Annotated in this window: 16 protein-coding genes; 8 read left to right on the forward strand and 8 right to left on the reverse strand. The window is 51.0% G+C overall.

Annotated elements, in window-relative coordinates:
- The first annotated feature begins 162 nt into the window (after nt 1-162).
- Entirely contained in the window at nt 163-3333 is a 3171-nt protein-coding gene (locus PsAD37_RS15175) for a hypothetical protein (RefSeq protein ID WP_063296870.1), read from the forward strand.
- A gap of 85 nt (nt 3334-3418) precedes the next feature.
- Here PsAD37_RS15175 and PsAD37_RS15180 read toward each other — a convergent pair whose 3' ends face one another.
- The 4 genes from PsAD37_RS15180 to PsAD37_RS15195 all read right to left on the reverse strand — a co-directional run bounded on the left by PsAD37_RS15180 (nt 3419) and on the right by PsAD37_RS15195 (nt 7530).
- A complete protein-coding gene (locus PsAD37_RS15180; RefSeq protein WP_063296871.1) occupies nt 3419-4609 on the reverse strand; it encodes a cytochrome-c peroxidase in 1191 nt (396 codons plus the stop codon).
- The gene (locus tag PsAD37_RS15185; protein ID WP_063296872.1) at nt 4609-5319 is read right to left on the reverse strand and encodes an SCO family protein; all 711 of its coding nucleotides are present in this window, start codon (nt 5317-5319) and stop codon (nt 4609-4611) included. The genes PsAD37_RS15180 and PsAD37_RS15185 overlap by 1 nt, the downstream gene beginning before the upstream one ends.
- 65 nt (nt 5320-5384) lie before the next feature.
- Nucleotides 5385-6695, reverse strand: coding sequence for a selenium-binding protein SBP56-related protein (locus PsAD37_RS15190; protein WP_063296873.1), 1311 nt, complete (start codon nt 6693-6695; stop codon nt 5385-5387).
- A gap of 22 nt (nt 6696-6717) precedes the next feature.
- Nucleotides 6718-7530, reverse strand: coding sequence for an IclR family transcriptional regulator (locus tag PsAD37_RS15195; protein WP_063296874.1), 813 nt, complete (start codon nt 7528-7530; stop codon nt 6718-6720).
- Nucleotides 7531-7751: 221 nt separating this feature from the next.
- Here PsAD37_RS15195 and PsAD37_RS15200 point away from each other — a divergent pair, with 221 nt between their 5' ends.
- A complete protein-coding gene (locus PsAD37_RS15200) occupies nt 7752-9020 on the forward strand; it encodes a 2-hydroxychromene-2-carboxylate isomerase (protein ID WP_063296875.1) in 1269 nt (422 codons plus the stop codon).
- Between the two features lie 103 nt (nt 9021-9123).
- Here PsAD37_RS15200 and PsAD37_RS15205 read toward each other — a convergent pair whose 3' ends face one another.
- Entirely contained in the window at nt 9124-9816 is a 693-nt protein-coding gene (locus tag PsAD37_RS15205; protein WP_208991899.1) for a hypothetical protein, read from the reverse strand.
- 190 nt (nt 9817-10006) lie between these two features.
- A complete protein-coding gene (locus PsAD37_RS15210; RefSeq protein ID WP_057465201.1) occupies nt 10007-10888 on the reverse strand; it encodes a LysR family transcriptional regulator in 882 nt (293 codons plus the stop codon).
- Between the two features lie 142 nt (nt 10889-11030).
- On the opposite strand from PsAD37_RS15210, the gene dctP reads away from it, so the two are divergent.
- The 4 genes from dctP (at nt 11031) to speB (ending at nt 15016) form a co-directional block, all read left to right on the forward strand.
- Nucleotides 11031-12053 (forward strand): TRAP transporter substrate-binding protein DctP, encoded by a 1023-nt coding sequence (dctP, locus tag PsAD37_RS15215; RefSeq protein WP_063296877.1) that lies wholly within the window; start codon nt 11031-11033, stop codon nt 12051-12053.
- A 61-nt stretch (nt 12054-12114) separates the two neighbouring features.
- A complete protein-coding gene (locus tag PsAD37_RS15220) occupies nt 12115-12720 on the forward strand; it encodes a TRAP transporter small permease (protein WP_063296878.1) in 606 nt (201 codons plus the stop codon).
- Entirely contained in the window at nt 12717-13997 is a 1281-nt protein-coding gene (locus PsAD37_RS15225; RefSeq protein WP_063296879.1) for a TRAP transporter large permease, read from the forward strand. Before PsAD37_RS15220 ends, PsAD37_RS15225 begins: the two co-directional genes overlap by 4 nt.
- A 20-nt stretch (nt 13998-14017) precedes the next feature.
- Nucleotides 14018-15016 carry an agmatinase gene (gene speB / locus PsAD37_RS15230; protein WP_063296880.1) on the forward strand — a complete coding sequence of 333 codons (999 nt, stop codon included), beginning with the start codon at nt 14018-14020 and terminating at the stop codon, nt 15014-15016.
- 126 nt (nt 15017-15142) lie between these two features.
- On the opposite strand, the gene PsAD37_RS15235 is transcribed toward speB, so the two are convergent.
- Entirely contained in the window at nt 15143-17704 is a 2562-nt protein-coding gene (locus tag PsAD37_RS15235) for an FAD-dependent oxidoreductase (protein ID WP_063296881.1), read from the reverse strand.
- A gap of 71 nt (nt 17705-17775) precedes the next feature.
- Nucleotides 17776-18633: a formyltetrahydrofolate deformylase gene (purU, locus tag PsAD37_RS15240; RefSeq protein WP_063296882.1), complete on the reverse strand. Its 858-nt coding sequence runs from the start codon at nt 18631-18633 to the stop codon at nt 17776-17778.
- Nucleotides 18634-18873: 240 nt separating this feature from the next.
- On the opposite strand from purU, the gene PsAD37_RS28370 reads away from it, so the two are divergent.
- Both PsAD37_RS28370 and PsAD37_RS15250 read left to right on the forward strand, forming a co-directional pair.
- The gene (locus PsAD37_RS28370) at nt 18874-19017 is read left to right on the forward strand and encodes a hypothetical protein (protein WP_193778274.1); all 144 of its coding nucleotides are present in this window, start codon (nt 18874-18876) and stop codon (nt 19015-19017) included.
- An 89-nt stretch (nt 19018-19106) separates the two neighbouring features.
- Nucleotides 19107-20144, forward strand: coding sequence for a GlxA family transcriptional regulator (locus PsAD37_RS15250; RefSeq protein WP_063296884.1), 1038 nt, complete (start codon nt 19107-19109; stop codon nt 20142-20144).
- Nucleotides 20145-20192: the final 48 nt, after the last annotated feature.

Raw genomic sequence — 20192 nt, forward strand, 5'->3', positions numbered from 1 at the left:
ACTGACCGACCGGACACTTCGACCATCCCGTAAAACAAGACGGCGGATCTTGGCTGCACTTTCCATCAATATCACCCGTTCATGCCCCGCGCTAAATGCACGGATCCTAACAAACAGGTGGGTCAATCTTAAACGCTCATAACCCACCTAACCGGGTCAATTTTGCATGCCGATTCACACGCCAAAGAAGCCTTTGATTACATCAGCCAAGGCCGCATCACAGACGCCAGAGGCGCGCTGGCAGACCTGAAGCAATCTATGGTCAATCTGGACGCCTTTGTCGCCAATCCGCCAAAACCAAAGCAACCGGAAAGCTATCAGGCAGGTACGGAAACATCTGAAGTGGAAGAGGAAGCTCTAACTGTAGAGCAACTGGCGGAAAAAGAAGAGCAGGAAGAAATTGCACTATTCGTCAGAGAGTTAAAGCAGCTTCGCGTTGAGGTCGAACAGCTGAAAAACGCTGTCAAAGAGGGGAATAAAGTTTGGGAACGTTTCTGTGAAGGAGACTACCTCCAACGGTTCCAGAACTCATTCCAACTGGCAAACGCCTCAATCGATGAAGCGATGGATTGGCTCACAGGCGCTGACCAAATGATGACACCTGGCCCACGGATGAAAGTCAATCAGGATCTATTCATCACGAGCATACGAGAGCCAATCACAGAGGCCAAAAAAGCCTACCGTGACATGGAAAATGCATTTGATGTCAGCAAGCAAATCGTGATGTCGCAGCTCAACGGCATCTCTGAAGGAGCCAAATACTACCTTGCTGCATTCGAAGATATTTACAAAGTACGTGAAAACTTGGGTGGCTGGGCGATTGATCTGTCCGCATTAGATGATGCCTATCTGACAGCAATGGAGAATATTGCGGAACTCAAAATATCCATAGAAAAACAAGATGTTGCAGCATCTCGAGATGCTTTGGATCTGGCTGAAACACACCGGCAGAGCATGAGACAGGCGAGTGAGGCAGCGGAAAAAGCAGCACTAGACGAAGAACTTAAGGTCATCACGTCATTTTCTGACTTGCTGACTGACTACATTAAACTGTCCGAACTTGTAGACACGGTTGCCAAGTTTCCAGAGATTTTGGAAGTTTTTAAAAATGCAGATGCCACTGCGATAGCTGGTCTGGATAAAGCTCATGAACTGGCAAAATCTGGAGAGGGAAAGGCCGCAGTACTGCAGTTTTCAGAAATCGAGAAAGCTATGGACGTCATGCTCGATGCTCTCGGTGACGCAGGTGTTGCAGCTGTGAGAGCAGAACTCGACGCACAAGCCCAGTACGATGCCGACATCACTGCCTTCAGAATTAAAAAAGACAATATTTATTCTGATGTTAGCAAACTACAAGACATTGTAATAGCTTCATACGATGAATGGTGGCCGTCCTGTCGTGACACCTATTTTGAAGGGACTTTCATTGAGGAATTTGATAAGGCACGATTGAATCTTACTGCTGCAACTGACTTAAATAACTCACAAGAGGACGGAGACCGTAAAGCCATAATTGCGGGCATGGAATCCGGGTTACAAGAGGCACTGGATGCCTTCAACGCGATGGACAATTTCCGCAAGCTCAGTGAGAACTTCACAGAGTCTCAGATGAGAGGATTGAGTCAACGGGCCGAAGGTTTCGAAAAGATTATTGACAACGCAAATGTGAGCCTTGATCAATATGCAGATTGGGGGTTGGATTTTACCGATTTCGAAACAAACTACAATAAAGCCAAAGGGTTGGTTGAGCAATTGAGGGAAGCCATTCAGAGAAAAAATTATCTGGACGGATTAGATCTCAATCATCAGCTTACCGATGCCGTGAAGGTGGTTGAAGCCGAGAAACAGCGTTATGCGAGCCTATTTGAAGAGGCAAAGGCGAGTTTCATAGAAGGCTTTGAAGTCTATCGGCAGCGCATTGCAGACGTTGTAAAACGTCGACCAGAACTCGAAAAAATCAAACATCTTACAACGGCTTTTGATGATGCTGAACGCTCAGCTCTCCAGGCGATAGATCGAGGCATTGCCTTGATTAAAAAAGGAGACCGCTTCGGTCCTGACAAGGAAAGTGAATACATACTCAGCCAGGAAGATCGCATGCTTGAACTGCTCCAGGAGGCAGTGCCACTTGCGAAAGATCCAGAAAAGCTCGCTGCCACGATAAAGGAGAGCCAGCAAAAACTTGCCGAGTTCGAGGCTCTGAAGAAAGACATTCAGGATGGCATGGACCGTGAAGTCTTTGAAGCAATGCAGGTGCGCGGTGCTGAACATGCAGCAGAAGCACAAAAGCTGATGGATCTGGAAAACTTCGAGAAGGCCGAGTTTGAGTTATTTGCTCTGCGCGTTGTTAATGAAGCTCTGCAATCAAGACACGATTCCGGTGTAGCCATAGCAGACAAAATTCCTGAGCTGGAACAGGAAGTTGAGGATGTAACAACGGATCTGGCTGACCTCAATAAACTGAGCAGCACGATCCAGAATGCCGATGACGCAGCAAACTACGGCAAGTATCATTCCATCGGTATCCGAACGGCCTTTGAAGCAAAAGACTTTCTCCTCAAAGGCGAGATCAGACGTGCTCAGGCAGCGTTAAATACACTCCAGTACTACCTTGATAAAATGGAGGAACTTCTCGACAAACAGGGTACGAAAGGTCCTAAGCGCAGATCTGGTTCAGTGCAATCTAAATCAGAGGATCAACCTGAAGAAACACTCAAGCCATCAGAAGAGCTGGAGTTGGAACGTGAGGACAGCTTCGGCCCAGCTGATGATGAAGAGCAAAAAGCCAACCTTCAAGATGCAATCGCGTCCACTGACCAGCTTCTGGAAACAGCCAAGGCAAATGTTAAAGACCTGCTGGATGCATCTGAAGCAGAGTATTACGGGATGATCCTCCAGAAAGCCGAAGAGCACGCCGCCGCCGCAAAAGATCACCTCGCGAATGCCAAATTAGACGACGGCGATGAAAGCATCGAGTACCTCAAGGTTGCTTTGGACACTCTACATGATGCGCACCGCGTAGGTCTCGCAACCTCGCAACTTGCGCCGGGCTATGAAAAAGAGATCGATGAAATTGGCCAAAAACTCATCCTGCTCAATCTGAAACGCAACACGATTAGCGAAGCGAAGGCTCAGGCTGAGTTTGATAAGGTCCGCGACGAAGCGAGCGCATCAGTTTATCAGGTCGCACGCTTGCTCAACGACAAAAACATCCGCAAAGTTAAATACGAAATGGACACCCTGCATGAAAAAGTCGGCAACCTGGAAAAAATCCTGAACAGCCACACCAGCAGACGCGCAAAACTGAAGAATCTGCTGAAGCGCAAGAAGTAGAATGTGTTTGCGAGCGATGAGGAGCACTCTAGTCCAGATAACAACACGCACTGCAAGTCTGAGTGGATCGACCTAGGTTGCCACCTTAGTGATTATCAGGTGGCAATACTCTTGCTTCGCTCATCAGGCAGTCGAGATCAGGAGAGGTCAGGCTTTGCAGAAAGGCTTCGAGGTCTTGCTTTTCAGTTCCTGTGAGACCAAGCGGGCGGATGCGTGGGTCTTGACCACTCAGTTGTGATCCGCCTTGGTTGTAGAACTCAATAACCTGCGAAATCGTACTGAGATGGCCGTCGTGCATATAAGGCGGCGTTACTGTGAGATTACGCAGTGAAGGCGTGCGAAATCTCCATCTGTCAACTGGATCCTCTGTTACCTCATATCGCCCTAGATCAGCTTCGCGTTCAGCACTAACAGATCGGATTTTTGAAAATTCCATCTGATGCACCACTCCGGGGGCAACTTGCACAGGAATGCTTGTCGGGGGATTTTGGCGCTTCTCTTCACGCATCTGACCATATCCGGTGTCATGGAAAAGCTCATCCGTAAAGAGAGCGTAGTCATCTTTGATCAGATGGCAAGCACTGCAACCTGCTTTGCCGTTAAAAACCTGAAAACCACGCTTCACATCGGCACTGACTGCAGTTTCATCACCACCAAAGTACCATTGATCAAAAGGACTGTTCCCCGCAAGGACTGACCTTTGATACGCGCCAAGGGCCATCCCAATCCTGTCGAGAGACGCCTGAGCCTCGAAGGCATCCTCGAACATCTGCGCATAGTCCGCAAGCTCCTTCAAAAGAGCAACAACATGCCCTGCAGACGGATTTGCCATTTCATTTCGTGCGGTTAACGGACCGATAAACTGTGTCTCCAATACATGATCCCGGCCATCATGAAACAGCACATTCAGATACCCGACATTCAAAATGCTTGGTGAGTTTCGCTTAAGGCTGCGCCCTTCAACGCCGATGGCTGTGCTCAGCTCCCAATTGGTGAACCCTTGTTCTGGAACATGGCACATGGCGCAAGACATGGTGTGGTTGATTGACAAGCGTCGATCGAAAAACAACTTCCGGCCCAACTCAATCTTCGCGATACTCGGTGGGTTGTCATGTGGATGGGGGACGGGTGGAAGTCCGAGCGGGGTAGAAAGGCTTCGGTTCAAAGCCACTGCAGACCAGTTTTCCGGGTCTGCTATGCAATGCGATTGTGCATGTGCGCCATCTGCCCAACACATGAGACTGCCAATCAGACATGTAAGGAACCACTGGCGCATTATGACCTGCTTTCTTCCAGTAAAAGCGTCTCCACGTCTGTGATCAGGAGCCTCGGGTCGATGGTTCCAAGGCCATAGACGTTGCGTACAACGCCTTCGCGATCAACCAGATACATCCGTAAAAGATGATTGATGACCTCCTGATCGTTCGAACGATCAATGACTTGGCCAAAACCATCCAGAATAGGCTGCAGATCTGTCATGCCTGAACTCGTAAGCACGTGCCATTTCAGCTTCTGATCAGCATTCGCATCGATTTGAAGGGGGTATGAAAAGGAGTTGATGGCCTCGACCGTATCGCGGGCAGGATCAAAACTGATAGTGATCAGCTGAACATCTTCTCGCAGTCCGGGAAGCTTCTGGCTGGCATCGTGAATTTCAAAGAGCGTCGACATGGCGATTGGACATCCATTCTCATCGCCGCACATCAGATAGACAAAGCTCACCAGATTGATCTTGCCTTTGGTCAGTGCTGCAAATGAATGTGTCTGTCCATTTACATCCAGAACCCGTCCATCTGGCGCCGTCCTAAACCGGTTCAGCGTGTAAGAACCCGGCTTGGGAGGATCAAACTGAAACTCTTCATGAGGGGTAAAGGCATCTGAAAATGGGCGAGTGGGAGCAGCTTGTCCGGCCATTAAGGTATACCAGAGTGCTGGAAGTGTTGCTGCAACACCACTGAAGACCAGGAACTTTTTCAATACACGCATGCATCAGACCTAATGAGTTGGAAAAGCATGGGGCAACACGCGTGCTGCCCCAAAACGAGTTTGATCTAGCTGGTGTACAGCTCAGAACTGCCAAAACGCATGATGTGCGCACGGCCAAGGCCGAGCTTGTAAAAATCGATATCAAAGTCCTCGATCAGCTCTTTCCCATCCCAGGTGTATGCACGCAGATATTGCACATCGTCGTCACCCTTTTTGTCCCAGTTTGCCAGCAAGGAAGAGCTGAAGTAGACCCGTTTCCCATCCCAACTCTGGCTAACCATGTTGACCTGACGGTCGATGGTTTTCTCATAAATTTGAGAGGGGTTATGCGGATCGGAAATATCAAAGAGCCGCGTCTTGCCATCCATGAAGCTGTTGACCCACAGTGTCTGATCATCAGCAGCAATGGAAATGTCGACGGGAAGCGGAATGTCCGCAGGGTTTCCAATATCTGCTACATCTTTGGCCTGCCATTCCCCACTGTCGTCCTCATAAATCAGCCAGAGTTTGGAGGTGAGAGCGGTCGTAGAGAATGCATAGTTAGCATTCGGCCCCCATGGGAAGCGGATCTCCAGCGGAGCGCCCGGCACGTTGAAGACCTTACGCGGCTGACGAGTATGCAGATCCCATTGAACGATCGTATTGCCAAACCGCTTCATCGCGTCGGCATCTTGCAGCATCTGACCAAAATCCATCATGTAGTTTGACCAGCCAGTAAAGGAGGAGGTCAACATGATGTTCTTGCGAATGAGTGCGCGAATGTCATAGCCATAACCGTCCGCAACAGCATCCCCCACAGCAACGGCACCCTGCATGTCACTGGCGGTTGGCATCCAATAAGTCGCCACGTAGTCGCCGGCATCGTTGTATTCAACCAGTGCCGTGCGCCCACCATGATCATCATCATTGGAAAGCCCGGTGATCATCATGCTGCCAGGAAGGGCAAAGAATGTGTGTGGCCCAACAACGCCCCCTGAATCCTTGACAAAGGTCTCGATGGTTTTGTGGAGGGATGGCTTTGATGGGTCACTATGTACGTCGAAGATGAAAATGCGATTGGTATCCAGACCACCAGTCCAGAAATAGCGACGATCTGCTGAAAAGCCACCATGATGTGCTTCATTCCGTCCGCCGACAGAAATACTGTTGATCACCTGACCGCGCATGGGCGAGTCTGGCCGCAGATCAATGGTAACAAGCTTATCTTGCTCGTCACCCATTCCCTCAACGCCGAGTGTCCAGACATAAACGAATTCTTCCTGCCCGGTAATCTTGGGCATGTAAGGTGACTGACAGGTTTCATCAGCAAAAGCTCTAAACGGTCCGGCAGTCGCTGCAGCAGCAACAACCAGTGCACCAAATTCTCTTCTATTCATAAGATCCTCCCATAGAAATTAATTAATGAGTATTTCGAGTTGCCTCCAACTCGCCGGAAAGAGCCACCAAATTTGCTCTCTCGGCATCAACAATTGAGCAGTGCTGAATGGCAGCTGCAGCGCGTATGTTTTCTTCTTTGAGCACAGGTAGAATATGCGTGTGAAGTCGCGGCTTTATGCGGTTTTGGGGGCCAACAACCCCCATGCTGAAGAGTGCTCCAAGTCGGTCAACCATAATGGGCACGGCAATGCTGGTGACACCGTCATCAATCTCGCCATCACAAAGCGCAAAGCCATCGCGCCGCACGTTCTCCAGCTCTTCGGCGATATCAGAACTGTCAATGAGAGTGGCTTGCGTAAATTGCACGCGTTCGGTTCGCAGCAGTTCATCTCGCAGTTCGGGCAATATGAAAGCAGCAATGGCTTTGGCGGAGGAGCAAGCATGAACAGGCCGGGTCCCAAGGCCGGGGTAAATATAAGATATGGATGGATCACTGGGAGGCTCAACATGGATAAGGTCCACACGGCCACCACGATATCGTGCCAAAAAAGCTGTTTCACCAAGTTCAATCACAAGCCGGTGGATCATCGCAGAGACAGCTTTGATCACATGTGACTCTGATTTTCCTGTGAGGGCAATTTTGATGAACCGGATACCCAGAACATACCGTTTGCCGTCCTCAACCTCATCCAGAAAGCCGCAGTGAAGCAGAGACGACAGGTTCCGATAGATGGTTGCTCTGGGAAGCTTGGTCATCTGCGCAAGATCGTTCGCACTGACCGGCTTGGCGGCTCCAGCAACAGATTCTAGCAGCTGTATCAAACGTTCCTGCATGAGATTCTCACAATATGGACGTTTGAAGCGTATTCTGAGAAAAGTTTATCCGACAACCCGTGAAATTTGACAGGGATAAGGCGTCTTTTGTAGCTTACGTATTACGATTATGCGTCATTGAACGTCCGTTAGGTTTGCAGACATCAATCAAACGCCTCGTTGCAGCCAAAGCAGTTGCAGGTTAACGTTGCTCTTCACTCTTGGATAGAGGAGCCGTCTCTATGTCGTTTCACTCAGCAATAAAGTCGAGAATTGCAGAATACATTACGAGTGAAACCAGAGTGCAGCGAAAACGGGCCTCCTACGAAAAACAACGAAGCCGACGAGGTGAGGCGCATGAAGTACACTATTTTCATCATGCTGCGGATCCATACGCGCACCTAACACTTCAAATGCTTGGCGACTTTCAGCGGCACTATACAGTCGCCCTGAAGATCCATTTGATCTCCGGCCCGCCTGATTGGGCCGTACCTGAAAGGACAGCGTTGGAAGCATATGCTTCAGTGGATGCGGCCTTCCTTGCCAAACATTACGGCCTGACAGGCAGGCCTTTTGAAGCTCCAGATGAAGCTCAAATCAGTCAAGCTGAAACGCTAATGGCAGAGGAACTCGCCAACGATGCATGCGTGAGTAAGCTGCTGGAAATAAGCACTAAATTGTGGTCTGGAGAAAAACTTCAATCCTCAGCAAAGGGTGACAAGGCTGACCAAGCCAAAACCTGCGGTGATGCGCTCCTGGCAAAGTACGGGCACTATCTTGGTGCGACCTTTTATTATGGCGATGAATGGTATTGGGGCATCGACCGGCTACACTATCTCCAGGATCGCCTGCATGAGCTTGGACTTGGGCCTTCAGCCTCCAAGTTGGCGCCAGCAGTAGCGCAAAGGCGACATTCTCATACACCGCCAGCACATATAGAGGTCGATTTTTTCCTGTCGTTCCGGAGTCCATACTCGTACCTGGCGTTTGACCGCACATGCACTCTGGCTGATCGGCAGGGGGTAAAGCTGAACATTCGGCCCGTCTTGCCTATGGTCATGCGCGGCTTGCCAGTACCGCCTATGAAGCGGAAGTACATTTTAGCTGATGCCGCGCGTGAAGCCCGCTTGCATGTCATTCCATTTGGCCGGATTTGCGACCCACTGGGAACAGCAATCGAGCGAGGCTATTCACTGCTCGAGTTTGCTGAGAAGAATGGCAGGCTTAGAGAGTTTTGCAGTGCCTTTATGACTGGTGTATGGGCGAAAGGTGTTGATGCAAGCACAGATAAAGGCTTGTCACGCATCCTCGCAGATGCCGGTCTGGATTGGCAGCAGGCACGTCTGGACGTCGACAATGAAGATTGGCGTGCAAGAACAGAGAAAAACCGCAAGGAACTTACAGAACTCGGGCTTTGGGGCGTGCCCAGCTTTCGAGTTGGAGCCACCGGTATATGGGGGCAGGACCGCCTCTGGGCGGTGGAGGACGCCACTCTGACTGTCGAAAACTAGTTGACGTTCCCATCATGTGTACTTTGAAAGGTAAAACTTGGTGGAACTGCCAAGGCAGCCACGGGATACGGAAGGATCCCATGGCTTGATCAATCAGGCTCGTTTAGGCGTTACCAAGGAATGCCTGAAACGCGTTAACGCGTTCTGCATGCTCACGTGGGTTAGCAGAATGTTTGACAAGTTTTGCAAGCAACTCGGTACAGGTCTGACAACGCGCACGCAGGGCATTGTCTTCCTCAGTGATCTCATAACCGTCGAGTTTTTCGTTTTCTTCTAGTGAAGAGACCGCATGAGCGGTGCGGGCAATGGCTTGCGCCAGAACTTTATCCAAAATCACTTGTGCTCGTCCTTCAAACTCATCCTTCTCGGTGAGGTTAGAAAGGTGAGGGCACATGAAGGTGATGTCCTCCGCAATAGCACTCTTCATCGTAAAGGAAACGTGCTTGAGCGCCTTTGAGACAACCGGAGGCATGCGGCCAACCGAAATGTCATAGCCCGCCATCAGCAGCGAATTCGGCAGGTTTTCAGAGTATTGCATCAATGCCAGATAGAAAAAGCCGGAGCACTGGAACAGATCAATCGCAGCTCCCTGCGCCACTTCACTCTTTTCAGTCTCGCGATCCAGCAATCCAGCCAGTTCGCATAACGCAGTAAAACGCTCTTCCATACGTTTTTGGGCATCCTCTAAGCCATTCGCAAACGCTTTAGGTGACCCGCTGGCCGTTGGAAACAAAGGAGTGGAAGTGTCAAAGAGATCAGCCAGTTTTCTGGCTGCATTTTCGATTTGTTCAGACAAGGTGCATCCCCTGATCATAAGAGCCGAGCATTCAGCTTCCTACATCACAAATAAACCGGGATGCAATGTCTAAGCGCCACAAGTTTAAGAATGGCCACCAAAAAGAATACTAGAATTTGTAATAGATAATGACTTTGCTAATTAAGCAATTGAAACGGTTTATTCCTTTCTTTGTTTCTTGATATGATCTTTACAATCCGTGCAGCAACGCTTTGATGAACCACTCGACAGCCTGTCTGTGTGCTTGGGATTTGCGCGAAGCGATGTAAAACTCTGATGTCCAGGTCAGATCTGGGTGTTCCAGAAGGCGCATTTCGCCGGTGTTGACCCACTGGGTGGCGTAGTGATCGGGGAGGACACCGAGGAATTTGCCACTCAAAATGAGAGCCGCGGCTGCTTCCATATTCGTGACAATCGCTTTGGGCTCTGGGGCTTTGGCATCTCGTGCAACGATCATGTCGTAGGAGCGCTGGCACACAGCGTGATTGTTCAGGATGTCCGGCGAGATTTCATCGGTTTCACATGCAAACAAGTCATGCGCCTGACCGCAGTACATATAGTGATTTTCACTGCAGACCTTGATGTACTCAAGCTCATCGCGCTTTCGTTTAAACGGTGCAATTGCGATATGCAGACTTCCCGTGATCAAGCCTTCTTTCAAGTCGTTTGGCGAGGCAACAACCAGTTCCAGATTGACGTCGTTCTCCTTTGAGAAGAATCGCTGCAACGCAGGGACTAGCGGAAACCCCGGAAGGCTGATCACTGTGTCGACAATACCTATGCGCAGCTGTCCAGTGATCGTACCACGCAACTCAAGCAGTTCGGCGTCGAAATCCTCAACAAGACGGATGATTTCGCAGGCTTTCTCATAGGCAATCTTACCGCGTTCAGTGAGTTGAAAGCCACTGCGACCGCGTTCACAGACGCGATATCCAAGCGCAAGTTCCAGATCCCGGATGCGGCAGCTGATCGCCGATTGAGATATACCCAGCCTGAACTGCGCCTCAGAAAAACCACCACATTCAACGACAGCACAAAATGCTTCGAGCAGATTGTTTCGGAGAAGTTTCATCTAATGATCTTCCTGTTCTCAGATAATTTAATTACATTGATATATTTCATGTAAACATAACTTATTTGATATTTTTTCTAGGTTCAACATCTAGTGTGCTAGCAGCGAGGAAGATTGGGAACTAGTTCTGTGGGAGGATGAAATGAACTCAATTCTTAAATCGCTAAAGACACTAACAGCTGCAATGGTTCTGGGCACAGTCCCGCTAAGCGCTTATGCAGAAGACTGGAAATTCGCCATCGAGGAAATTCCAGGCTCGATCATGGATGCCTATGCGCAGGAGTTTAAGAAGCGCATTGAAACCAAGACCGATGGGGACGTGACAATCACGATCTACCCGATGGGAACGCTTGGCACACCAACGGATACAGTAGAACAAGCCACGGATGGCCTCATCCAGTTCACCAACGTATCCATCGGCAATCTGGGCACCATCGTCCCGGAAAGTCAGATTTTTCTGCTGCCATATCTCTTTCCATCTGATGCCAAAGCAGTCTCAAACATTCTGAACAACTCCGAGACCATTTACGGTGATCTGAACGAGGATTTCCGCAGGCGTGGCCTGGAAGTCCTGACCATGTATTCAGAAGGACCTCAGGTCTGGACCACCAACAAAGAAATCCGCAATCCGGATGACTTCTCCAACTTCAAAATGCGCGTCATGGTCTCTCCGATTTTGCTGGAGACCTACAAGAACATGGGCGCGAGCCCAACACCGCTGCCATTTGGTGAGGTCTTTGGCGCTCTGCAGCTTGGCGCTGTAGATGGACAGGTAAACCCTGTTCCAACCATCGAAGAGATGAAGTTCTATGAGGTTACGGATTACCTGATCTGGGCTGGCGAACAAGAACTCGTCACCACCGTTGTTGCCGGAACTGATTGGTTCGACACACTCTCTCCAGACCGTCAGAAGCTTGTAAAAGAAACAATGGCTGGAATGTCAGGTTTCATTGATGGTGTAGTCTCTGACTTCAACCAGAAACGTCTCGACACCATTAAGTCGAACAAGCCTGAGATCAATCTGGTGGTCCTCTCAGAAGAAGAACGCAACGTCTTCCGCGCTCGCAGTGAAGCAACTGCCAGTGCCTATGTAGACGCTGCCGGATCTCGCGGTGAGGAGCTGTTGAAGACCTTGAAAACTGAGATTGCATCAACTCACCAATAATAGGAAGTCCCACATCCCATCTCTAAAAGGCGGGGTGTGGGTACACTGGAGGAGGGTAAAGATGGAACCCCGTTCTGTCCCCTTTAAGCTCCTCGGGAAAGTTGACGGTGTGATCAGCAAGATTGAGGTCTTCATCCTCAGTTGGGGCGTTATCGCCATGGCCGTCAACACCATCGCAAATGTGTTCGGGCGCTACGTCTTTCACCAGTCGATCTATTTCTCCGAAGAGCTCAATGAGTTTCTGATCGTTATCATCACCTTCATGGGGCTTGGTTACGCCACACGAAAGGGCATCCATATCCGCATGTCGGCCATCTATGATGCTCTGCCTCAGAAGCTTCGAAAGATCCTGATGATTTTGATCACCATAACAACTGCAGCCATGATGGCGACGCTGACCTGGTATGCCGTTGAATATGTGGCGAAAGTTGCCAGCCGGGGTCGGGTCACGCCTGCGCTGCAAGTGCCGCTTTATCTGACTTACATCTGGGTGGTTATCGGGTTGGGCTTAGCAACCCTCCAATATCTCTTAACAGCTCTGCGAAACCTCAATCTGTCGGAAGAGGAAATCTACGTCTCCTATCTGGAGGTCGACAGCTATGAGGATCCGGAAACGGCCGCCGCAGTTGCGCGCTTCGTTGAGAAGGAAGAGGAGACCGCAAAATGACAGAGCTCATGTTAACGGTCATGGTCGTTCTGCTGCTGTTCGGTTTCCCGATGAAAATGCCGCTGATCTCGGCAGCCTTTATCGGGTTCCTGATCTACTTCCCAAACTTTAGCCCGCAGATACTGGTCCAGCAGATGATAGGTGGGGTCAAACCCTCTGCCCTGGTCGCAGTCCCAATATTCATCCTTGCCGCTGATATCATCACACGTGGTCATTCCGCTGATCGTCTGATTGATGTGGTGATGCGCTTTATGGGGCACATCAAGGGCGGGCTGGCCATCTCGGTAACCAGTGCCTGCGCACTGTTCGGGGCAGTTTGTGGCTCTACGCAGGCAACCGTTGTTGCGGTTGGCGGCGCGATGCGGCCACGTATGTTGAAGTCAGGCTATTCGGACAGCTTCACCATTGGGTTGATCGTCAACGCGGCTGATCTGGCTTACCTCATTCCGCCATCAATCGGCATGATCATCTATGGCGTTGTGTCCGGCACATCGATCTCGCAGCTTTTCATCGCTGGCATCGTTCCAGGCCTCATCATCGTGGTGTTCTTTTCTGCCTATTGCATGTGGCATGCGTACAGGCACGATATTCCGGTGTTGGAAAGATCCGACTGGGGAGAGCGGTTTGATGCGGTAAGGCGCGCACTCTGGCCCATGGGCTTTCCGCTGATCATTGTTGGCGGAATTTATGGCGGTGTCTTTTCTCCAACAGAAGCTGCAGCCATCTGTGTGCTGTACGCCGTTGTTCTGGAAGCCTTGATCTTCAGATCCATCCGCCTTCGCGATCTGCCGGATATCGCTCTGTCGACGGGGGGCATCACCTCGGTGGTGTTCATCCTGATCGCAGCGGGCGCGGCCTTCTCCTGGACCCTATCCTTCGCACAAGTGCCTCAGACAATCATCAGTTCGCTCGGGCTCAATGAGGCTGGACCGATAATGACGCTAACGGCGATCATTTTGGCGTTCTTTATCGGCTGCATGTTTGTCGACTCCATCGTGGTGATTTTGATTTTGGTGCCAATCTTTGCCCCACTGATCAAATCGACGGGTCTTGATCCGGTGCTGGTTGGAGTGCTCATCACCCTGCAGGTTGCCATTGGAGCCGCCACGCCGCCATTCGGATGCAATCTGTTCACGGCAATTGCTGTTTTCCGCCGACCATTTGTGGATGTTGTCCGCGGAGTTCCCCCATTCTTGCTGATCTTGCTGCTGACAACAGGGCTTGTGATGGCATTCCCACAAATTGCGTTGTTCTTGCCAGAACTCGCCTACAGATAATGAACTAACGGAGAAGAAATATGTCTGATCACGGCTATAAATCCGGGCGCCTCAATCTGCCATTCGTTGGAATCTCGACCTTTGGAAAAAAAGAGTATGTGTCGGATTGGGATCAAATTGATGCGGATGTAGCGGTTCTGGGCGCACCGTTTGACTTTGGCGCACAATGGCGCTCAGGCGCACGTTTTGGACCACGTTCCGTGCGTGAAGCGTCCACACTGTTTTCATTCGGCCATGCCGGTGCGTACGACCATGAAGATGACGCCACCTATCTCAGCAGCGATGTCCGTATCGTTGATATTGGAGACGCGGACATCATCCACACCAAGACCATTGAGAGCCATGCGAACATCGAGTTTGGGGTCAAGAAAATCCTCGATGCTGGTGCGCTTCCTGTGGTGATTGGAGGTGATCACTCCATCAATATCCCATGCATCCGAGCCTTTGAGGAAGACTGTGCTGAAAAAGGTCCGATCCATGTAATCCAGATCGACGCACACCTTGATTTCGTTGATGAGCGCCATGGCGTGACGGAGGGCCACGGCAATCCTATGCGCCGTGCGATTGAGAAAGAGTATGTCTCAGGAATGACCCAGCTGGGTATTCGCAATGTATCCTCCACCGCTAAGGAAGGGTATGACGATGCCCGCGCAAGAGGCTCTGACATCCTGTCGGTCCGTCAGGTGCGGGAGCTGGGAGTAGAAGCTGTACTGGAACGCATTCCGGCAGGCGCGCGTTACTATGTGACAGTCGATATCGACGCCTTCTGCCCGTCCATCGCATCCGGTACGGGTACCCCAAGTCACGGTGGCTTCCAGTATTACGACGTGCTTGAAATTCTGCAGGGCTTCAGCAAGCGCGGTGACGTGGTTGGCATGGACCTTGTGGAAGTAGCTCCTGCCTATGACCCATCTGAATCCACGCAAATTCTTGCAGCCCAGCTTCTTTTGAACTTCATCGGCTTCATCTTTCACAACAAGAAAGCCGCGGTAAGCGCACCAGAAACTGAAACTGCTTAAAGCCGATAGAAACGACGCCCATCGCGGCGCGAATTAACACTGTGCACGACAAGAAAATGGCCCCGGATCTTAATCAGATCCGGGGCCATTGCATTTCTTCAAATCTTTGCGTGCTCAACGCACAATTTAGCTTCGAGGCTTCAGGTTTTCCGGGTCGTAGAGCGGCGCATATCCCACTCCGGCGACTTCAACCGGATAGATTTCATCGAAGTAAGACACCTCCAGCTGTCGCCCTTCCTCGCAGTATTCCTGCGGCAGATAGGCGAGGGCGATGTTTTTGCCGATGCTCGGTCCATAAGCAATGGATGTTGTATAAGACCGCCGCCCCAGATCATCCACCAGTGTCTCACCCGTATCCGGATGCATCACGGGCAGGTTGCCGACTGGATAGCGCGCGACGCCGTCTTTATCGGTGTTGTCTGTCATCACCAGTGTACACAACATGGCAGGTTGGGCCTCACGAGCGCGATACTCCGCGTGCTTATCTTTACCGCGGAAGTCAGCCGCTTTCACCTTAGGCCGGGATAGGTCGGCTTCAAAAAGGTTGTACTGCGTGTGCAGGTCAGCATTTTGCAGGCGTAATGACTTTTCCAGGCGCCGCGAGTTTGCATAGGTCTCGACACCCACGGCAATCACGCCAATCTCGCGCAAAGCATCCCAGACAGCCAAACCATCCTCATAGCGCATATGCAGCTCCCACCCTTGCTCACCCACATAAGAGATGCGGAAAGCAGAGACGGTTTTGCCAGCAATGGTGATCTCGCGAATAGCTGCAAACGGGAAGTTTTCTGGTGTAAGGGCGTCAGGGTCCTCAACGACCTTCTGCAGGTTTTCACGAGCGTTTGGCCCCCAGATACCAATGGTCGTGTAATCCTCACTCACATCTGTGATGGAAACGTCCCAGCCATTATCATCAGCTACACGCTGCATGTAGACGAGATCTCGTGGCCCAGCATCTGCGCCGTTCACCAACCGGCAGCGGTCTTCCATACGGAACACTGTGAAGTCGGCCCGCACATGGCCATCATCATCCAGCATATGCGTGTAAATGCCTTTGCCAATATTCTTGTCACCGCCGATTTTAGCTGCGCACAGCCATTCCATCAGGTTAACGTGATCTGGACCCGAAATGTCAGTCATGTGAAAATGGGAGAGATTGATAATGCCGCAATCCTCGCTCATCTCCAGATGTTCAGCATTGGAAACACGCCAGAAATGGCGCTTGTCCCATTCGTTCTCACGCTCAGGCACACGGTTGCCATGCTTGTTCAGCAAGTGCTCATTGGCGGCATAGCCATGGGCACGTTCCCAACCTCCAAGCTCCATGAAGTAGCCACCAAGCTCAACTTCTCGCTCATAAAACGGCGAGCGCCGGATGCCACGAGCATTGGCGAAAGGTTCACGGGGATGAACAGGCGGATTGTAGATCTTCTTCGCGGTCTCCCAGCACCGGTCATGGATGTACTGCTCTTTGAGCTGGAACTCGTTGAAGCGGGAAAAATCTACTGAGTTATGGTCCACATGGGTTTTGCCATAGGTCATCCAGTCAGCAATCAACTTGCCCATGCCAGGACCGTCTTTAATCCAGATGCCGACAGCATACCAAAGCCCGCGCAGCTTCCGGCTTTCTCCCATGGATGGGCCACCATCAACGGAGGCTTGTAAAAGCCCGTTGAAGGAATGGCTTTCATTGAACCCGAGCTCAGCCAGTACCGGCGTCAATTCCATCGCCTTTTCCAGCGGCTCAATCACATCCTCAAGCACCAGATCTCGCTGGGAGGGAGACAGACGAGCCTGCTCTTTTTCCAAAATGTCACGCGGATGCACAAGGCGAGGGTTTTCCTCGTAATAGTAGCCCCATTCAATCTGACCGCCTTCAGTACTCTTCGGATCACCCGTATCACGCATGTAGGCAGAGTTACCCTGATCGCGCAGCAAAGGCATGCCGATCTCAGCACCTGTGCCTTCAAACTCATTGTAAGGACCGAAGAAAGTGAGAGGATGGTCCACTGGCATGACAGGCAAATCCTCGCCAGCCATCTCCGCAATAAGGCGCCCCCAAAGGCCAGCGCATACGACAACATGCTCAGCATGGATGGTCCCGCGCTCTGTCTTCACCCCCGTGATACGGCCATTATCTGTGATGAGCTCCAGCGCCGATGTGTTGGCAAAGATCTTGAGCTTCCCGGTCGCTTCACCCTGATCAATAAGCTTGCCAGCAACAGTTTGAGAGCGCGGAACAACAAGGCCGGCATCAGGATCCCACAAAGCTCCCTGGATTTGATCTTCTTCCAAAAGCGGAAATTTCTCTTTGGCTTCAGCAGCACTGATGATGCTCACATTGGTGCCAAAGGCTTTGCTTGAATCCACCCGGCGCTTGAGCTCGCCCATGCGCTCATCATCGCCCACGCGAGCAACTTCCAATCCACCAATACGGGCGTAATGGCCCATCTTCTCGTAAAAATCCATGGAGTACATGGTGGTCCAGCACGTCAAAAGATCGTGGCTGGTGGCATAACAGAAATCCGAGGCGTGAGCTGTTGACCCGATATCTGTCGGAATGCCGGATTTGTCGATGCCGATAATGTCGTCCCAGCCATTTTCAATGAGATGATGGATGACGGAAGCTCCAACAATGCCGCCAGCGCCAACAATCACAACTTTCGCTTTGTTAGGAAATGCGGACATGTTTTCGATCCTTTACTTCTATGAATTCTCGGTGCGTTCGCAGAGCAGTGTTGGGTGTGGGGAAGTGGCCGCTAGGAGGTAAAGACCACCGTGCTGTTGTTGTTCAGCATGACGCGGCCCTCCAGATGAAATTTGACGGCTCGTGCAAGAACGCGGGATTCAATATCCCGGCCTGCGGCCACAAAATCTTCCGCCGTCATGCCATGCGTCACCCGTTCGGTTTCCTGCTCAATGATCGGACCTTCATCCAGATCCGGCGTCACATAGTGAGCGGTCGCACCAATCAGCTTCACTCCGCGATCATGAGCCTGATGATAGGGCTTTGCCCCTTTAAAGCTTGGCAGGAACGAATGGTGGATGTTGATGATCATGCCAAAGAACTTGCTGGACATCTCATCGCTCAGCACCTGCATGTAGCGTGCAAGGATAACCAGTTCCGCATTCGTTTTTTCAATAAGATCACTCAGCTTGGCTTCCTGCTCAAGCTTACTCGCCTTGGTGATAGGCCAGTGATAAAACGGGATACCCTCGTGGTCGGCAACGCCTTGGCTGTCCGCGTGGTTGGACACAATGGCGACAACATCAGCATCAAGCCAGCCCACTTTGATCTGGTAAAGCAGATGCAGCAGCGCATGGTCAAATCTGGAGACCATGATGATGACCTTGGGGCGACGTGAGAAATCTTCCACCTTCAGCCGCATTTTGAACCGGTCAACGGCGGGTGACAGGGCCAGCTCAAGCGCCGCTTTGTCGATGTGCTCAGGCACACGCACGGCAACCCGCAGGAAGAACTGGTTTGTCTTGCGATCACAAAACTGGTTCGCCTCAACAATATTTGCACCGCGAGCAGCCAGGGCTGACGTCACCGTCGAGACAATGCCCGGTTGATCCACACAGGTGAAGCGAAGGATGAAGGATGTATCACTCACTAAACAGGTCTCTCCCAATCAAAATCCCAAATGAAACAAAGCGTTTCGCTGAACTCTTTGCGTCTTCAAACTATCAATTTGGAGAGGTTTTACGTTCATAAATAGGAGATTTGCGTCAGATAGGGATTACCCCTACGACATTTAAATAAGCATCCATCAACACATCACGTCTGATCAATTTTTATGCGAGTGCAGATGGAATGCGTAGCCAAGCTGACTCAAATTAAGTATAAATACTGCATGGGCTTAAGCTTGGTCGCCAAAGCCCATAAATCCGGCCTCCTGCCGCAGGTTAGGAGACTGGGCATGATGACGAAATTCGATAAAGACGCAGGCCAGCATGGTCAGACCAACTGGAAAAATACGCCGCTGAAGACACGCTAAAACTGACCTGGATTGGATGGGCTCAGGCTGCAGACAGGCAATGTAATCATTGCAGTTTGTCGGTCTGAATATAAAGAGAAGCATCTCGTATGACACAGGCACTATCGCATCCGACCAACGCTTTGCGTAAACCAGTTTCCAAGCAGGAAAAGACCCGTCTTTCTGTTGGGTTTATTCTCGCCAAACGCTTCACCCTTTGCGCATTTGCCAACTTTGTAGATGTTCTGCGCCTCGCGGCAGATGAGGGTGATCGAAGTCGCCCGATCCTGTGCAATTGGACCGTCCTGTCAGATACCATGGACCCAATCCCATCCAGCAGCGCCGTTTCCGTTCACCCCAAAGAGCGACTAGGAGATCCGCGACGTTTCAACTACATCGTTGTTGTGGGCGGTCTCATTGATGAGAGCACGGAGTTCAGCCCGGCCTATCAAAACTTCCTGAAAGAAGCTGCCGCCGCCGGAGTTCCCCTTGTGGGCGTGTGTACCGGTGCATTCCTGCTTCATCGGTCCGGGCTGCTGGACGGCTACAAAAGCTGCGTCAGCTGGTTCAGCCATTCTGATTTCAAAGAGCAATTTGATGGCCTTGATCCGGTGACCGATCAGATTTTCGTCGTTGATCGTGACCGTCTCACCTGCGCAGGCGGTGTAAGTTCTGCCCATCTTGCTGCGTATCTGGTGGACAAACATGTAGGCCGCGCACATGCGAATAAAAGCCTGCACATCATGATCATTGATGATGCCCATCAGGCCGAAAAGCCTCAACCCGGCATCCCGCTTGATCTGAAAACACAAAACCCCATTGTACAGCGTGCCTTGCACATCATGCAGCAAAACATCGACACGCCGATCTCCATTCAGGAAATTGCGCAGCGCATGGGCAAGAGCAAGCGCCAGATAGAACGATACTTCCGCCTGTCTTTGGAAACATCACCACAGGTCGCATTTCTCAATATTCGGCTGGATTTTGCGCGTCACCTGATCGAGAAAAGCCAGAAATCTGTTGCGCAAATTGCGGTTGATTGCGGCTTCTGCGATTCATCTCACCTCAGCCGCATGTTCCGCCGCCGGTACGGCTGTACTCCGCAGGTCTTACGACGCGTCTCTGTGACGGAAGAGAAAGTCGTCTAAAAAAATGCCGCCGAACCTGAAAGGTCGCGGCGGCATTAAAAGTTAAGA

Source organism: Pseudovibrio sp. Ad37 (assembly GCF_001623075.1).
Classification (GTDB): Bacteria; Pseudomonadota; Alphaproteobacteria; order Rhizobiales; family Stappiaceae; genus Pseudovibrio.

Coding starts and splice junctions, on each gene's coding strand:
- PsAD37_RS15180 (WP_063296871.1), bottom strand. CDS start 4,609: ATGCGCCAGTGGTTCCTTACATGTCTGATTGGCAGTCTCATGTGTTGG.
- PsAD37_RS15185 (WP_063296872.1), bottom strand. CDS start 5,319: ATGCGTGTATTGAAAAAGTTCCTGGTCTTCAGTGGTGTTGCAGCAACA.
- PsAD37_RS15190 (WP_063296873.1), bottom strand. CDS start 6,695: ATGAATAGAAGAGAATTTGGTGCACTGGTTGTTGCTGCTGCAGCGACT.
- PsAD37_RS15195 (WP_063296874.1), bottom strand. CDS start 7,530: ATGCAGGAACGTTTGATACAGCTGCTAGAATCTGTTGCTGGAGCCGCC.
- PsAD37_RS15200 (WP_063296875.1), top strand. CDS start 7,752: ATGTCGTTTCACTCAGCAATAAAGTCGAGAATTGCAGAATACATTACG.
- PsAD37_RS15210 (WP_057465201.1), bottom strand. CDS start 10,888: ATGAAACTTCTCCGAAACAATCTGCTCGAAGCATTTTGTGCTGTCGTT.
- dctP (WP_063296877.1), top strand. CDS start 11,031: ATGAACTCAATTCTTAAATCGCTAAAGACACTAACAGCTGCAATGGTT.
- PsAD37_RS15220 (WP_063296878.1), top strand. CDS start 12,115: ATGGAACCCCGTTCTGTCCCCTTTAAGCTCCTCGGGAAAGTTGACGGT.
- PsAD37_RS15225 (WP_063296879.1), top strand. CDS start 12,717: ATGACAGAGCTCATGTTAACGGTCATGGTCGTTCTGCTGCTGTTCGGT.
- speB (WP_063296880.1), top strand. CDS start 14,018: ATGTCTGATCACGGCTATAAATCCGGGCGCCTCAATCTGCCATTCGTT.
- PsAD37_RS15235 (WP_063296881.1), bottom strand. CDS start 17,704: ATGTCCGCATTTCCTAACAAAGCGAAAGTTGTGATTGTTGGCGCTGGC.
- PsAD37_RS28370 (WP_193778274.1), top strand. CDS start 18,874: ATGGGCTTAAGCTTGGTCGCCAAAGCCCATAAATCCGGCCTCCTGCCG.
- PsAD37_RS15250 (WP_063296884.1), top strand. CDS start 19,107: ATGACACAGGCACTATCGCATCCGACCAACGCTTTGCGTAAACCAGTT.